The 15,924-nt window shown below is 61.8% G+C and carries 13 protein-coding genes and 1 tRNA gene; 2 read left to right on the top strand and 12 right to left on the bottom strand.

Translation table 11 applies throughout. The features are described 5' to 3' along the window. Complete coding sequence (gene rdgB / locus G7068_RS02460; protein ID WP_166288375.1) at positions 1-606, top strand: RdgB/HAM1 family non-canonical purine NTP pyrophosphatase; 606 nt, start codon at positions 1-3, stop codon at positions 604-606. Between the two features lie 137 nt (positions 607-743). After that, positions 744-3,722 carry an aminotransferase gene (locus G7068_RS02455; RefSeq protein WP_166288372.1) on the top strand — a complete coding sequence of 993 codons (2,979 nt, stop codon included), beginning with the start codon at positions 744-746 and terminating at the stop codon, positions 3,720-3,722. A 246-nt stretch (positions 3,723-3,968) separates the two neighbouring features. On the opposite strand, the gene mgtE is transcribed toward G7068_RS02455, so the two are convergent. The 12 genes from mgtE to G7068_RS02395 all read right to left on the bottom strand — a co-directional run bounded on the left by mgtE (position 3,969) and on the right by G7068_RS02395 (position 15,920). After that, positions 3,969-5,324: a magnesium transporter gene (gene mgtE / locus G7068_RS02450; RefSeq protein ID WP_166288369.1), complete on the bottom strand. Its 1,356-nt coding sequence runs from the start codon at positions 5,322-5,324 to the stop codon at positions 3,969-3,971. Between the two features lie 254 nt (positions 5,325-5,578). Further along, complete coding sequence (locus tag G7068_RS02445; protein ID WP_166288366.1) at positions 5,579-7,273, bottom strand: ABC1 kinase family protein; 1,695 nt, start codon at positions 7,271-7,273, stop codon at positions 5,579-5,581. 5 nt (positions 7,274-7,278) lie between these two features. Then, positions 7,279-7,839, bottom strand: a complete 561-nt coding sequence (locus G7068_RS02440) for a PadR family transcriptional regulator (RefSeq protein ID WP_166288363.1) — start codon at positions 7,837-7,839, stop codon at positions 7,279-7,281. Between the two features lie 113 nt (positions 7,840-7,952). Further along, a complete protein-coding gene (locus tag G7068_RS02435; protein ID WP_166288360.1) occupies positions 7,953-8,492 on the bottom strand; it encodes a YaeQ family protein in 540 nt (179 codons plus the stop codon). A 12-nt stretch (positions 8,493-8,504) separates the two neighbouring features. Continuing rightward, positions 8,505-9,716 (bottom strand): FtsW/RodA/SpoVE family cell cycle protein, encoded by a 1,212-nt coding sequence (locus G7068_RS02430; protein ID WP_166288357.1) that lies wholly within the window; start codon positions 9,714-9,716, stop codon positions 8,505-8,507. Between the two features lie 20 nt (positions 9,717-9,736). Then, positions 9,737-10,972: an LCP family protein gene (locus G7068_RS02425; RefSeq protein ID WP_244304624.1), complete on the bottom strand. Its 1,236-nt coding sequence runs from the start codon at positions 10,970-10,972 to the stop codon at positions 9,737-9,739. Positions 10,973-11,143: 171 nt separating this feature from the next. Then, entirely contained in the window at positions 11,144-11,518 is a 375-nt protein-coding gene (locus G7068_RS02420) for a hypothetical protein (RefSeq protein ID WP_166288351.1), read from the bottom strand. 145 nt (positions 11,519-11,663) lie between these two features. After that, positions 11,664-12,971 (bottom strand): hypothetical protein, encoded by a 1,308-nt coding sequence (locus G7068_RS02415; protein ID WP_166288348.1) that lies wholly within the window; start codon positions 12,969-12,971, stop codon positions 11,664-11,666. Between the two features lie 232 nt (positions 12,972-13,203). Next, entirely contained in the window at positions 13,204-13,890 is a 687-nt protein-coding gene (locus G7068_RS02410) for an HNH endonuclease family protein (protein WP_166288345.1), read from the bottom strand. A gap of 24 nt (positions 13,891-13,914) precedes the next feature. Beyond that, on the bottom strand, positions 13,915-14,922 hold the full coding sequence (locus G7068_RS02405) for an NAD-dependent epimerase/dehydratase family protein (RefSeq protein WP_166288342.1): 1,008 nt from the start codon (positions 14,920-14,922) through the stop codon (positions 13,915-13,917). Positions 14,923-14,962: 40 nt separating this feature from the next. Continuing rightward, on the bottom strand, positions 14,963-15,736 hold the full coding sequence (locus G7068_RS02400; RefSeq protein ID WP_166288339.1) for a siderophore-interacting protein: 774 nt from the start codon (positions 15,734-15,736) through the stop codon (positions 14,963-14,965). Positions 15,737-15,838: 102 nt separating this feature from the next. Next, positions 15,839-15,920: transfer RNA gene (locus G7068_RS02395), tRNA-Leu, on the bottom strand. Positions 15,921-15,924 lie beyond the last annotated feature (4 nt).

Here is a 15,924-nt window from a genome sequence, read left to right as displayed (position 1 = left end):
ATGGCTGCCGCACGCACACTCGTACTGGCCTCGCACAATGCCCACAAGCTCGAGGAGCTGCGGCGGATTCTCGGACCGCTCATTCCCGGCATCGAACTCATCGGTTACGACGGCCCTGAGCCCATCGAGGACGGCCTGAGCTTCGCCGACAACGCTCTGCTGAAGGCGCGCGCCGCGGCCGCCCACACGGGTCTGCCCGCGATCGCCGACGACTCGGGAGTGTCGGTGGACGTGCTGGGCGGCATGCCCGGCATTTTCTCGGCTCGCTGGGGAGGCCCCGCGCGCAGCGACCGCGCCAATGTTGACCTGCTGCTGTGGCAACTCACCGACGTGCACGATGACCACCGCGCAGCGGGGTTTGTGTGTGCAGCGGCCCTCGTGATCCCCGACGCAGACGACAGTGAGGTGTGCCGAGTCGCTGTCTGGCCCGGCAACATTGCACGCGAACCGCGCGGTGAGTACGGCTTTGGCTACGATCCTGTTTTCATCCCGGAGGGGGAGACCCGATCCGCCGCTGAACTGAGTTCAGAAGAGAAGGATCGGCTTTCGCACCGCACCCGGGCCTTTAGTGCGCTCGCGCCAGAGATCAGAGACCGGCTAACATAGGTCTCAGCAGTCTGGGCTTAACCAGATCTGAGCTTTGGCTTGTGGGCGTCAGCGCCCGGGCCTGTGTGCATTCGCAATTGCGAACCCGGCACCCAACACACGCTTGATTTCAATTTCACATCACGGAGATAGACGCCATGACGGAACAACAAGCGGGCGGTTTGGTGCGCCCTGAAGTATCTGAGACAGACGCGGTAACGATCGCGCGCGAGTGCTACGGGATCGAGGCAGAAGCCCACGAGCTCGGCAGCAACCAGGATCGCAACTTTGTGCTCCTTGAGGCAGATGGTCGGCGCAGTGTGCTGCGTGTCGACAACCCTGTGTTTGAGGACGCGGCGCGCGACGCGCAGCACGCCGCTCTTGACGCGTATCGCGCTGCGGGAGTTGCCGTGCCGAGTGTGTTGCCCGGTCTCGACGGCGCTCTGGTGCAGCGCTGGGGTGGCTTTGCGGTGCGCCGCAGCGAGTTCGCCGAGGGCGAGCCGATGGTTGATAGCGGGTACTTTGCGCCGGTGGTTATCGAAGAGTTTGGTGTGCTGGCGGCCGCGTCCGTAAACGCACTTGCAGGCCTGCGCCATGAGGGTCTCGAACGCGCCCAGATGTGGGACATGCGAGTCGCCTACGAGCAGACCGTGCAGCTCGCGCCGGCGATCACAGATGCTGAGCTGCGCGAGCAGGTTCTCGGGTGGGCCGCTGGTGCTCACGAGGCGCTTTCGCTCGTGAGCGCAGACCTGCCAGTGCAGGCGATTCACGGCGACCTCACCGACGACAACGTAATGGCGCGACTGGGGGATGACGCTCGCCTGCACCCGCACACCGTGCTCGATCTCGGTGATCTCGGTATGGGCTGGCGCGTCGCCGAGCTTGCTGTGACCGCCTCTTCGCTGCTGCACCACGACGCCGAGCGACCGTTGCGACTGCTCGACGCGATCGCTGCGTTCCACCGCGCGGCACCGCTCTCTGAAGCCGAGGCTCGGGCCGTGTGGCCGCTCATCGTGCTGCGCTCGACGCTGCTCGTGGCGAGCGGTTGGCGCCAGCTCGAGATCGACGGTGACAACGACTATGCGCGCGAGCGCATCGAGGGGGAGCAGGCCATCTTTGACGCCGCGACCTCGCTGCCGCTCGTCGAGGCAACCGAGCAGGTGCTCGCGCTGCTGGGGTTTGAGAGTGTTCACTTCGCGCCGCAGGCAGCCGCGGGGGATCCGCTTGTTTCGTTTTTGCCCGGCCTGTCCGGCGAGATTGTGGTGCTGGATCCCGGGGTCGAAAGCGAATACCTCGACGCAGGCCGCTGGCTTGAAGACAACGCTGAAGAAGAACTCATCGCTGATGCTCTCGCCGGTGGTGCAGACGCAGTTGTGCTGCCGTACGGTGTGTATCGCATGACTCGCACCGCCATCGACACAGCCGACGCCGCGGCAACCTGGCCGATCGCGAGTGAAATCTGGGTTGCGTCGGGTGCCGCTCGACCCGTCTTGTCGCCGGTTGCTGGTGAGATCGTCATGGTGACGGAGCGGGGTCTGCTCATTCAAGTGGACGGCACTTGTCTGTTCGCCCTCGATGGCGCCTCATCTGAGCTGACAGTCGGTGATCGTGTTGCCGTGGGAGCTGAGCTTGCGACGCTTGCCGAGAGCGCGGCCGCCAGGCCTGTCTCTGCCATGCTCGTCCGAGAGAACGCGCTCGTAGGCACCGACAGCCCCATTTTTTCGGTGGAGCTGTCTGAGCCGGGCCGCGCACAGCTTGTCACCCCCGAGCGTGTTCCGGCCTGGTCGCGCTTTACGCACGATCCGGCCGCGATCCTGGGCCTGCCCCAGCTTGCCGAGCGCGATGAATCCGTTGACGAGCTTTCGCGCCGCGAGCAGATCTTTGCGTCCGCTCAGGAACGTTACTACGACCGCCCGATGCAGATCGAGCGCGGCTGGAGGCACCACCTAGTTGACACCACGGCGCGCGCCTACATCGACATGGTGAACAACGTGACCGGGCTTGGACACGGCCACCCCGGCGTTGCAGACGCGGTAAACCGGCAGATCCGGATCCTCAACACCAACTCGCGTTTCCTGTACCGCGAACTCGCCGAGTACAGCGAGCGGTTGCTCGCGTTGCTGCCCCCGAACACCGAACTCGACACCGTACTACTGATCAATAGCGGCTCTGAGGCAGTGGATCTTGCGCTGCGGCTCGCCCAAGCCGCGACCGGGCGAAAGACCGTTGTCTCTCTGCGCGAGGCATACCACGGTTGGACAATGGCCTCGGATGCCGTGACGACCTCTGCCTACGACAACCCGTACGCGCTCGAAAACCGACCCGACTGGGTGCACGTTGCCGACGTGCCGAACCAGTTCCGCGGCACGTATCGTGGCGAGAACACTGGTGCGGCCTACGCGGCCGACCTGGGTCGAGATCTGGAACAGCTCGCCGCCGAGGGCCGCGAGGTCGCTGGTTTTATCTGCGAATCCGTTCTTGGCAACGCGGGTGGTGTTGTACTGCCTACGGGATATTTGGCCGACGCCTACGCCCGGGTTCGCGCGGCGGGTGGGCTCTGCATTGCCGATGAGGTGCAGGTCGGATTTGGCCGCATGGGCTCAAGCTTCTGGGGCTTTGAGCAGTCGGGTGTGGTGCCCGACATCATCACCATCGCGAAGCCCATGGGTAATGGCTTCCCGATCGGCGGTGTCATCACCTCGAAGAAGATCGCCGACGCGCTCGCCTCGCAGGGTCAGTTCTTCTCGTCGGCCGGCGGCAATCCGCTGAGCTGCCGCGTGGGCCTCGCCGTGCTCGACGCGATGGAAGAAGAAGGCCTGCAAGAGAACGCCCGCGTTGTTGGCGATCGACTCGCAAACGGCTTCCGCGAGCTCGCCACCCGCCACGACATAGTCGGCCCGGTCCACGGCGAGGGGCTGTACCTCGGGGTCGAGTTGGTTCGGGATCGCGAGACGATGGAACCTGCCAAGGCAGAGGCTGCCGCGATCTGCGAGCGCATGAAGGAACTCGGGGTTGTGGTGCTCACTACTTCCGAGCGTTCTAACGTGCTGAAGGTTAAGCCCCCGCTCTGCCTCACCGCAGAAAGTGCCGACTACGTGGTGTCGGCCTTGGACCGGGTGCTCACCGAGGGCTGGTAGTCACCCTTCTCCACTGTGCCCTTCCCTCCGAGTCCTTCCCACCCCGCCGAGAAGCTATGAACTCGTCGAGAGGCCATCGTGCAGGATGGCCTCCCGACGAGATGATGGCTTCTCGCGGGAAGGTGGGCCGGGGAACGTGGGACCGCGGATGGTGGGCCGGGAAACGGTGGGACCGCGGGATGGTGGGCTGGGGAGCGGTGGGACCGTGAGACCGTGGGACCGCGGGACCGCGGGCGGGCGCCGGGGCTACAGGTGCAGGATCGCGTGGGCGATCACGAAGTAGATGATCAGACCGGTGGCATCCACAAACGTGGTGATAAACGGGTTTGAGAACACCGCGGGGTCAACGTGGATCGCACGCGCCACCAGCGGCATCGCGCCGCCCACGGCCGCGGCCACCGTGCAGATAGCGAGCAGTGTCAGGCCGATCACGAGCCCAATCTCTGGGCTGAACACGATGCCCGCGATCCCGAACCCGATCAGCCCGAGCAGCATGCCGAGCAGGGCGCCCGTGCGCAGCTCTCGTGAGAGCACCAGCAATATGTCGCGTGGGCGAACATCACCGAGGGCCAGTGAGCGGGTCACCGTGGTCGCAGCCTGGTTGCCGGTATTGCCACCCGTGCCGATGAGCAGCGGCACAAAGAGTGCCAGCACGGTGACCTCGGCGAGCGTTGCCTCGAACGCGGAAAGCACCTGCACCGTGAGCGTCGCACCCACTGCGAGCACGAGCAACCAAACGACGCGCGAGCGAACGAGCGTGACAACCGGCGTTGAGAGGTAAGGGCGGTTCAGCGGCTCAGATCCACCCTGGCGAGCCGCGTCTTCGCTTTCCTCGTGTTCGAGGATCCGCACGGCATCATCGATGGTCAGCATGCCGAGCAAGCGTGACTCGCTGTCAACGATGGGCAGAGCGAGCAAACGCAGATCGGTGCACATGCGCGCCACCTTTTCTGCCTCGTCGGTGGCCTCGGCGGTGTACACCGGCTGCATGAAGGTCTCGACGAGAGCGTCCGGATCCTCCCCGAGCAGATCGCGCAGGCTGACAACACCTGCCACGTGTCGACTGTCGTCGAGTACGGGGATCGTGTACACGGTCTCGGCGTCTTTGAGACGTGCGCGCACTCGGTCGATCGACTCAGCGGCTGTCATGCCGATGTGGGTGGTGACGAACTCCGGCGTCATGCGACGGCCGACGCTGCCCTGCTTGTAGCCGAGCAGACCTGCGGTGAGGAGGCGTTCCTTTTCGGGGAGCCCGCGCAGCAGACGCGCCGCGAGTACAGCGGGCACCTCGTCGAGCAGCCACAGCCGATCGTCGGGGTCGAGTTCGGCAAACAAGGTCGATACGTCTGCGTCTTGCAGACCCGTCAGCAGGTCACTCTGCAGGGCAGGGGGCAGCATCTCGAAGACCTCGAGTGCGCGGTCCTTTGAGAGAAGTCGGTGAATAATGGCGCGTTCGCGCAGATTGAGTCGCTCAAGCACGTCGACGATGTCTGACGTGGTAAGCGGGGTGAGTTGCTCGGTGAGCGCGACGAGATCCTTGCGCGCAAGGAGCCCGTCAATGGTCTCGATAAGTTCGTTGAGATCGGCGATCTGCAGAGTCATGGCTTTGCTCTTTCAGCTGGTGCTCGCGGTATGGCGGGATAGCCGGGCAGCCACGAAGCAACAGCTCACCTCTTCGGCGAGCTAGCAAGCTAAAGCCTCAAAGAGAAAGATGAGCGACCGTGGTGACCGGCTGCGGACTGGTACTGTCACTTGACATTTCGGACACTCACCTCGCTTTCATCAACGCGGAACATTCATCACACGCACCATGAACTTAGCAGGCCAAGCTGCAAGTCACAAAGCAGAGCTCTTCATCAACCCGGTGGACGGTGCCCCATTCGGCCGGCGAAGAGCGCGTGGAGCAGAGGCAAAACCGATACCGACATGAGCACCGTGCCGAAGACCAGATCGTACCCGCGCAGCACAGCCCCCGCGATAAGCAGGGCGCCAAACAGCACCGCTGAGACGAGACGCCTGGCGGTGCGTTCGAGGTGCGAGATTCTGCGCTCAAGTTTGGGTGTCGAGACCGCCACCGAGCCGTCTTCGACTCGGTCGATGAGTGCGTCAACGCGCTTCGGAAGCCGCCAAGCAATGCTCGCGATTTGAACCGCCTCGCTCGCAAAGTCTTGGATGACGTTGCCGCCCTCTTCCTTCAAAAGCTGCGCGGCGTACGGTTCAACGGACTCCCAAAGATTGAATTCGGGATCGAGCGCGCTGCACACCCCCGAGGTGAGTGAGATAGCGCGCACCACAAGCAAGAAGTTCTCGGGTAACTGGAACGGGAGCGAACGAACGACCTCACCAAATTCGATGGCAAAGTCGTGGAACTCGCGCGGATCCACGTTGCGTAGCTCAGCGAAGCCCATGCCACCGAACCGCGAGAACAGCTGGGTCATGGCGCGCTCAAGTTCACTCGTGTCGGCGGACGGCATAAGAACACCAATATCGCGGATCGCGGAGACGAGCGCCTTGCCATCCCGCGATGCGATCGCGATGAGTAGTTTTCGCAGACCGCTTCGTGTGTTCGCCGGAACCTCACCCATCATGCCAAAATCGATGAAGGTGAGCTTCCACGCGGGGGAAGCCGCTGGGTCTTTCAACGGTGTGACGAAAATGTTGCCCGGGTGCGGATCCGCGTGAAAAAACCCGTTTGCGAACAGCTGGTCAAACATAACGTCGGCAAACGCCAGCGCAACCTGACGCGGATCGATCCCTGCCTCGCGCAGCGCGGCAAGATCGGTGATTTTGATCGCGGTAACATCTTCGAGCGTCAGAACACTACGAGTCGAGCGTTCCCACACGACCGCGGGCACACTCACTCGGGCGTCGTCCGCAAACTCCTGCGCGAAACGCTCGGAGCTCGCCGCCTCGTGCAGGTAGTCGATCTCTTCGTGGCTGGTCTGCGCGAACTCTTCGAGTAGCTGCGGCACGTCTACGCGCTTTGCGATGATCCTGACCCGGCTCAGCCATCCACCAACCTTGCGCAGCGCGGCGAGGTCGATGTCAACGATCACGTCGATGTCGGGCCGCTGCACCTTGACGACGACGTTCTTAAGACCTGTTTCTGCGGCATCGCTTGCGGTGAGCTGTGCACGATGCACCTGTCCCAGTGAGGCAGCCGCGATGGGCTGTTCATCGAACGAAGCAAACACGCGTTCGAGCGGCATGCCCAGCTCGGCCTCGGCGCGGGCGCGGATCGCTGCAAACGACTCCGCGGGCACCTCATCTTGCAGCCCCTCGAGTTCTTTAGTGATCTCGGGAGGCAGCACGTCGAGTCGAGACGACATGAACTGCCCGACCTTGATCATGAGGCCACCCAGCTCGATCGCGAGCACGTGGAATCGGCGAGCCACCTTTTGCATGCGGTTCGAGCGGGTGCGCTCGGCGACCTTGGCGAGGCCGATTCGAGGCAGAAAAAGCTCGAACCACCAGGTCACCACAAGATTCCAGGCCGCGAAGCGAAGTATGCGGCGATAGCGGCGCGATGCCGAGGCTGAACCTGACGACACGCGCGCTAGTCCTGGGCGAGGATTGAGTAGAGCCGCTTGCGGGCCTCGTCGATCACCTCGACAGCCTGCTCGATCTGCTCGGTAGAGCCCGAGCGGCCAATTTGGGTGGCCGCCTGAGCGAACTCAAACCCCGCTTTCGGGAGCGCGCCGAACCGCGGATCGTCGTTTGTGGGCGTCGATTCCCAGGGGGCGGTGCCAGCTTCTTCTTCGGCGACTTCGCGACCCGCCTCAGTGAGCATGTAGGTTTTGCGCCCGTTGGATTCTTCGGCCGAAATGAGCCCCTCATCGGCGAGCAGCTGCAGGGTGGGGTAGACGGAGCCTGCACTTGGCTTCCAGCTGCCACCGCTGCGCTCTTCGATCTCGCGGATGATCTGGTAGCCGTGCATGGGAGCCTCAAGAAGAAGGGTGAGCACCGCGGTACGGACATCGCCGCGGCCCATGCGGGATCCCGCGCGTTTTTCAAACTTCGAGCGCAGGTGGTCGAATGCCTGCCACATGTTTTCGGTGTGCATACCGCCGCCGAACGGACCGCCTGGGAAGGGGGTTCCGGGGAATGAACTGCTCATGATGTTCTCCACTTCGATTGTTCCAACGATACTTAACGATATATCGTCGAGTATCGTGAGCGATAGTGATTTCCGAAACTTTCAGGAAGCCCACAAGCTGTGACTGAGTGAGCCTAGGGGAGGTGGTGTTCGTGAATGGGTGAGCTCAGCGACGTATCGTTGAGCTCGAAATACATCTGCCCTTCAGTGACCGAGAGGCTGAGCGTGTTGCGACGTTCAAGCTTGGCAACTGCGTCGGAAATGAAGGCGGGCTCGAAACTGCGGAATCGGATCGCCTCGGCGTTGTAGATTGTCTTTCCCTCCCAGCTCGCGAGTAACTTCGCAGGATCTCGGTGCGTGTAGACCGCTGTGCGATCCGCGAGTTTGCTGCCGAAATGCAGCCGGGCGGCATCGGGGGCGCCAACTTCGATCCACGCGGTTATCTTGCCGGTGAGATCTCGCACAAGCACCGCCGGTTCGTCGGTGGTCGAGACGCCTCCACCAAATTCGATGCCTTCCTCGTACTCGAGGCAGTACGCGAGCAGCCGCGTCATCATAAACGCATCGGTCTCGGAGGGGTGGCGGGCCACGCGAATGTTGAAGTCTTCGTACACCCCGCGATCCACGTCTGCCAGTTGTACCGTAAATGTGTGCATCATTGAGCCGATTGCCATAGTGCTTGAATCCTATCTAGTAGGCGCCGGGGGCGGCGGGCCGGCCGCCTCCTCCCGCACACAAGCAAGCACAACCCCCACCGCCATCAGCCCAGACACCAGCGAGGTACCCCCGGCCGAGACAAACGGTAACGGCACACCCAAAACTGGAATAAACCCGAGCACCACCGCGATGTTGACGCATGCTTGCGCGCCAATCCACACGAGCAGTCCACCGAGAATCGAAGTGGCAAACGGTGTGGTGCAGCGCGCAAGCAACGCCAATAGAACAACGACGATCCCGACGATTAACAGGATCACCGCGACCGCCCCGAGAAAACCCATCTCTTCTCCGATGATCGCGAAGATAAAGTCGGTCTCAGATTCGGGTAACCACGACCACTTGGCCTTCGAATTGCCAACGCCAGCACCGAGCAGCCCGCCGTTCGAAAGTGCCCAGAATCCGTTGAGCGATTGCCAACACATACCGTGAGCGTGGGCGGCATCCGTAAGGCAATCAATCTCGAGAAATTGGATCACGCGGAACACCCGGTTTGGTTTCATCGCGGTCATGACCGCGACTCCAAGGGCGGCGAGTAGCGCGATCCCACCCAAAATTCGCCAGCGCACCTGAGAGAAATACAGACACCCAAAGACCAGGGCAGCAATGACCATGAGCGTGCCCAGGTCGCCGCCGAGCACATTGATGAACATAGACAGTGCCACAACTGGCAGGATCGGGATCGCCACGTGCTGCCACCGGGAAAGCAGCGGCTGCTTGTTGGCTATCACGGCAGAGACCCACACGAGCAGCACAACCTTCATAAACTCCGCAGGCTGCATAGACACTGGACCGACCCTGAGCCAGTTTCGATTGCCTCCAGCCTCATACCCGAGGGGTGTGTACACCAGTAGTTGCAGCGCGATCCCGAACAGCAGTGCGACCCACGAATACCGTCTGAGACGCGCTGTCGAAACTTGGCTGAGAAGGACCATGCAGCAGATCCCGATCAGGGCAAACCCGCCCTGCCGGAGCAGCCCGCTGAACGGGCTCCCGCCATTCGAAATTGCCACGACCTGGCCCGCCGACTGCACCATGATGACGCCCAAGCCGACGAGAAGCGTAATCATGGCGAGCAGCAAAATGGTGAGTCGCCGAAGTGGTGCTGGAGCAGCTGGAATGACCCTGAATCGAGCAGACCGTTCTGCGGGCAGCACAAACTTCGCCTTGGTAGGCGTTGACATCTGAACTCAGATCCTTGAACTCAGTTGACGCAGGGCATGGTGCCCGCCTGGATCGGATCGTCCGAAGATTCGTAGGTTGTAACCTCCGAGGCTCCCTTTTTCTTGGGAGCGGGAGTTGCGGGTGCCGGGGTAGCGGCCGGGGCTTCGGGATCCGTGGATGGCTCTGCAGCAGGATCCGTTGCGTCGGGGGTTGTCTCGGGATCCTCTGCGGGGGGAGCCTGGTTGAAGTAGCTGCCGTCAAGCACGGCGGCAACGATCCCTTGCACTTTTTCGACATCAACGATGTTCACCGAGGCGCCATCAATCGTGTCAAAAGTTTCGACCGGAAGTGTCACAAACTGCACGCCGTTTTCTGAGGCCTCGCGCGCAATGCCCAAGAACCCGATCGCGTCGAACCGCGTGTCGACAGCAACGTAGTTTTTCGTCACGTCCATGAGCGTGACCACTGTTTTCGGATTGGTGAGGGTGCTACGCTGCTTGATTTTGTCGGCCAGACTCACAAGGAACGCCTGCTGGCGGCGGGAGCGGTCGAGATCCGTGAGGTTTGGTCCATCAAAGCCGGTGTCGCGACGCTGACGCACGAAGCTAATTGCCTGCCTCGCATCAATTTCTTGAACGCCCGCGGCGAAGTCGGCACCAGAGTAGACGTCAGAGGTTGCCTGGTTCAGACACACCTGAATGGGCGCGACGGCCTCGGCGATGCTGTAAAAGCCGCCCATGGTCATCTCGACGAAGTGGTCAATGCGAATGTCGCCGAGAAAGTGTGAGACCGTTTCGATCTGCGCTTGGCGCCCCGCGGCGCGAGCCTGCTGATACGCGTCCTTCTCGGAGAGACCTTCTTCGCTGAGGAGCTCGTTCAGACGCACGTTCATGGCGCGCCCGTAAGCTTCCTTGATCTTGGCCTGTGTGCCGCCGACCAGGTCCCCGGACAGCTCCACGTAGTCATCGCGAGGGATCGCGATCCCGACCGCACGTGAACGGTCCGCGGGTATGTGCAGCAGAATGAGCACATTTGCGTTGTATCCGCCGTCGTCAGCGGTTCCTGCTTGGAGTGCGTCATACATCCAATCCGGAAGGGGATTGCCGTTCTGATCGAGACGGCTGTCCATGCCCATAATCAGAATATTTTGCTCGCCCGGGTCCAAATCCTCAGTGTCAACCTTGGGGAGTACAAAGTCTGAGCGAACGATGCTTCGCTCGAACTGGTGCAGCGCGATGGCCACAACGGCTACGGTCGAGGCAACAATGACCGCCATGCTGAGAGAGATTGTCGTGAGGAGCCGTCGGCGGCGTGAAATACGCTTTCTGTGCCGGAACGGCGGCGGGTCGTGAAGGGGGGTCAGTTGTGAGGGCATAGGTGCTCCAAATTCGTAAACGTGTAATCGTGCCCTGATGCGGGCGGAGTAGCGGCGCGGGGCGCCGCGCGTTCACGCTTGGGGTAACGGAGGGGTTGTCGGAACTTCTTGACTTGCCGAGGGAGGAAGTGCATCACGCAGATTGAAGTCGACCTGGGTAATTTGCATTGGTGGAGGCAGGATCACAGGATCCATTGACAGTGCCGTAGCGCTGAGCGGTACATGCGGTGGTGTCAGTGGAGTGAACGGGTCCAAATCATCGCTGCCCTCGTCTGCGACGCTCCAGGGCGCACCTGCAGCAGCAGAAGATGTCGATGGCTGATCCGAGGTGACGATCATGGCCTCGGGGGTCTGGGACTGAAAGACGTCGATCATCCAAAATGACGGCACAAACAGCGCAAAAGCCACTGTGAGCACAAGTGGGAGAATCACACTGCGTGTTCGCATGAGACCTCCTGAAGCTTGTGAAACGACCAACGAGGATCGAGCCTAACAGGGAAGGCTCTCTTGAAACGGGGTGGGTGCTGAGACAAAGGACAGGGCCCGCACCGTCGCGAACTGCGACGGCACGGGCCCCGAACTAAGCTGTGAATTAGGCCTCGGTGTTGCGACGGGTGAGTCGAGCGGCGACGAGGCCGCCCCCGACGAGCACAATGAGCGCAGAGGTGAAGGCGATCCACGACAGGTCTGGCGATCCTGTCTGAGCGAGCGACTGCGCAGCTACTGGCGTCACCTCGTTGGCCGTCGTGTTGTTGTCGCCGGGCTGTGGTGTCTCCGGGGTTACAGGGGCTGCGGGATCCACTGGATCTGTCGGCACGATCGGGTCAGTTGGATCCGTCGGGCCAACCGGTGCGGCAACGGACGACTGCGTGATGGTCCCGCTGAACGGACCGCTTGCAGCGCCGATGTTAAGTTCGGTCTCCCAGGTGAGCTCGTTTGTTCCTGCTGCGGTGTAGGTCCAGCTGTTGGCTGCCGCATCGACGGTTGCGGTCGTGGAACTCGGCGTAACGCCTGTGCCGTCGGACGACACAATCGGGTTGGCCTGAGGTTCGCCGACCGTGATATCTGGGAGACCAACGGTTTGCCCGTCAACATAGAGATCCTCGAGGGCGGAGAGCCCAGCAAGCCCGGAGACATTGCTGATGTGGTTGTTTGAAAGCTCAAGTTGCCACATCGTCGTGAGGCCCGAAAGCGGGGTCACATCGCTGATCGTGTTGTCGTTGAGCAGGAGCTGCTGCATGGCGGTTGCACCAGCGAGCGGGGTCAGGTCTGAGATGTGGTTTCCGTTGAGCACCAGCTGGCTCAGATTCGGCAGGCTCTCGACTCCTGAGAGCGAGGAAATCTTGCTGTCATCTGCCGCAAACTGCTGTAGCGAGGGGAGACCTGCCAGCGGCGTCAGATCGCTCAAGCCGGTGTTTCCAAGATAGAGGCCAAAGAGGCTTGGCAGATCTTTCAGGCCGCTGATGTCGTCAACTTCAGTGTTGTAGAGGAAGATTCGTGCCAGCTTCGAGTGTCCTTCGAGGCCAGCGGTGCTGCTTATCGGATTCTGCGCGAGTGAGACGTGGAGAAGCTCGTCGAGATCGGCGAAGGGTGTCGCATCGCTGATGCTGTTGTCGGTGAAGTGGGCGTACCGCAGTGAGGTGAGGTGCTCGGCACCAGCCAGCGACTCAATGCCCTGCGAACCGCAGGAGAGGTAGGTGATCGAGCCGGCTTGGGCCTCGGTGACAATCGAATCCGGAGCCTGGCCGATCTCGTTATTTACGCAGCTGCGCAGCTTGTCGTCTGCGAAGGCGACCTCATCGCCCGGCGCGGCCATCGCGGGAGCCCCGACAGCGAGTGAAAGTACAACTCCGGCAATACCGGAGGCAAAAAGTTTGTTCTTTGACGGACGACGGTTCATACAGCAGCTCCCCAAGATTCGTGTTGTATTCAGCACAAAGTAGGCGCGCATCTAAAAGTGATGCGCGCAGAACATCATTGATTCAGGCCTTGGTGACCGGCCAAGTTTCCCCAAGCGGCGGTCACAACGAAGACGTGATGAGACGAGGGCGCCCCTTGCACCCTCACAACAACCGTAGCTAAGCGGTCTGTGAGGGTGATGGAGTCTGCTGAGAATTCAGTGTGTGGTGCATCTACGAGCAGGAATCGAGCACACGAATCATCGCCGCCTTCTCCGCCTGTGTCACCCACAGCTTGTAGGCGGCCTTCACCGTAATCTGGCGGTCGACGTACTCGCATCGAAACGCCTTGTTCTCCGGCAGCCAGGTGGCAGCATCTCCGTCGCTCTTCTGCGCATTCGCTCTTCCAGACACGGCCTGCAGGTTGCGCGGATCGTTCGCGAAGGCGATGCGCTTATCCTGAGTGAGCTGCTGTGCGCCCTTCTGCCAAGCATCAGAGAGCGGGACGATGTGATCGATCTGCACCGCAGATGAGGTTTGCTGCCCGCGCACGAAGTTAATGGTTGAACCGGTAAGCGGATCCTCAAGTGTGCCCGACATGACCCTGCAGCTTCCGGAGAGCGTCACGTCGCTCAGATCCCTCGCCAGAATGTCGTTGCGGGTGTCGCACCCGTTCCGATCAACATCGGTCCAGGCCGCGCCGAACTGTGCGGTGCGATCGTAACCGGTCTTCGGTGCCCGGCCCTTGACCTCGAGCGTTTCGAGCACGTTTGCGGCGTTGCTCGTATCCGCAGCAGTGGCGGGTTTAGGATCAGCGCTTAGCGTCTCGTTGAACAGCGCCAGAATGCCCGATGCGGCAACGACGCACGCAACGAGAACGTACACAAACTTGTTGGTTTTCCGTTTTGTCACGTTGACCATTATGGCCGGACTGCGGTGTTGACCTCATGCCCGACCGAGTTCACCCAGCAGTTCGCACTCCTCGTCATCTGTCAGCCCAGAACGGGTCACGGTCGCAATGCCGCAGGAATTAGCCCAAGCGAGTGTGTCGCTCAGCGTGTCGGTGAGTGGTCTCAGAACGAGGCCGGTTGCGCGAGCGGACTCGTTTGAAAGCGCACCGATCCCACGTGCCTCAGGGTCGGCGAGCCAGAGAGGAAAGGACCGAGGCCCTGACCACTGCGCCACATCTTGCGAGGCAAGCCATTCCGGTGAAGCTCCGACGAGTGAACCTTTGTGGTCAGCGAGCCGCCGGGCGATAGCAAGGTGTTCTCCGAGTGGCGTTGGGTTGCCGGCGGCGTTGAAGATGCCGCTCACCGTCTGTTCAAGCAGCCGCATGATCCACGCTGCGAGATCCCGAACATCGATCACCGAGGTGAGTTGCTGAGCAGCGTCGGGAACCAGCACTTGGGCCTGCGGGTTTGACGGTCGAGCAAAGCGCAATGGCCAGTAGCTGCTGCGGCCAGTAGGATCTCCGGGCCCACCAATCAGCCCCGGTCTTATGATGATGGTGCGATCGGCGCCGAAGCCCGCGAGCACCGCTTCTTCGCAGGCCACCTTTGCGGCGCCGTATTCGTCAGGAGAAGCCATGACGTCCGAAGTCAGCGCGGTGTTCAGCGGCGCGGCTTCGTCAATTCCGTAGCTCGCAAGCGAGGCGTAAACGTTGCAAGATGAGATGTACACGTATCGCTCAGCGTGTGCCGCAAGATCATGAACGGCCCGCCGCACATACCCGGGTTGCCTGGCGACATCTATGACGGCATCCCAGCGCGCCGTGCCCGGTGCCGTGAGAGAAGCGAGTGCGTGATCCTCGTCACGATCCGCCTGCACGAGGGTTACACCCGCGGGCGCGTCCGTCCCTCGCGCCACGCACGACACATCGTGACCGGCCGCAACCGCGGTCTCAGCAATGGTGCGACCGAGCCAAGCCGTGCCGCCGAGGAGCAGGATATTCATGTGATCAGTCTCCCGAAAGAACTATCGGACTGCACGCCGTTCAGCTCGCAGGAAAAATCTGCCCGATCGGTTCGCGTTTTTCGGCCTGGAAACGGTCTTCTGAACGACCGCGAGCCCAATACCCCGACAGCGACAGCTGTGTGCGCGGCACTTCCAACTCGTTGACGAGCAGACGGCGCAGTGCCTTCATCGACTCACGCTCACCGTGAGCAAAAACCTGTACGGCTTCGTTTGGCCACGCATGGCTCCGCACGTGCTCCGCGAGGAGGTCGGGATCGGGGCTCGCGCTCACGATCCACTTCACATCAACGCCCGAGGGTGCGGCAAGGTCGAGAATCGCGTCGTCAGACTCGACCTCTATGAACGCAGCACCGACGGCATCGGCGGGGAGTGCCTCTAGCGCGGCCGCGATCGCGGGAACCGCTGATAGGTCTCCCGCAAAGAGATGCCAGGCTGCTTCAGGATCGGGCAAATAGCCGCCTCCCGGACCAACGAGGGTGATCTTGTCGCCGGGTTGTGCGGCCATGGCCCAGGGGCCCGCGAGACCGTCCGCGCCGTGCACAACGAAGTCGATATCGAGTGTGCGGCTCTTGGCGTCGACCTGACGAACCGTATACGTGCGAGTGACGGGGTGGGACTCTGGTGCAGGAGTAACGAACTTGAGCTTTACGTACTTGTCGGTTTCGGGTCGATCCTCAAACCCAGAAAAACCCTCGCCGCCAAGTCGAACCCGCACAAGATGGGGGCTTAAGAACTCCGTACTAAATACCTCAAGCTCGGTCGATGGGCGCGGGGCACGGGGAGTTTGGTTCATGGCCCAAAAAATATCGGGGCTACCTGATGGCTGGCGACTAGCAGGAATCGTCGAAACCGGGTAAGGGGCTGAGGCCCCGGGGGAGCGCAAAACCGTCACACGTGCGCGAGGGGGGACTTGAACCCCCACGTCCGAAGACACTGGAACCTAAATCCAGCGCGTCTGCCAATTCCGCCACTCGCGCGTGA

Origin of the sequence: Leucobacter viscericola (assembly GCF_011299575.1) — a bacterium.
GTDB classification, from domain to species: domain Bacteria; phylum Actinomycetota; class Actinomycetes; order Actinomycetales; family Microbacteriaceae; genus Leucobacter; species Leucobacter viscericola.
This window is presented reverse-complemented; position numbering and strand designations above follow the sequence as displayed.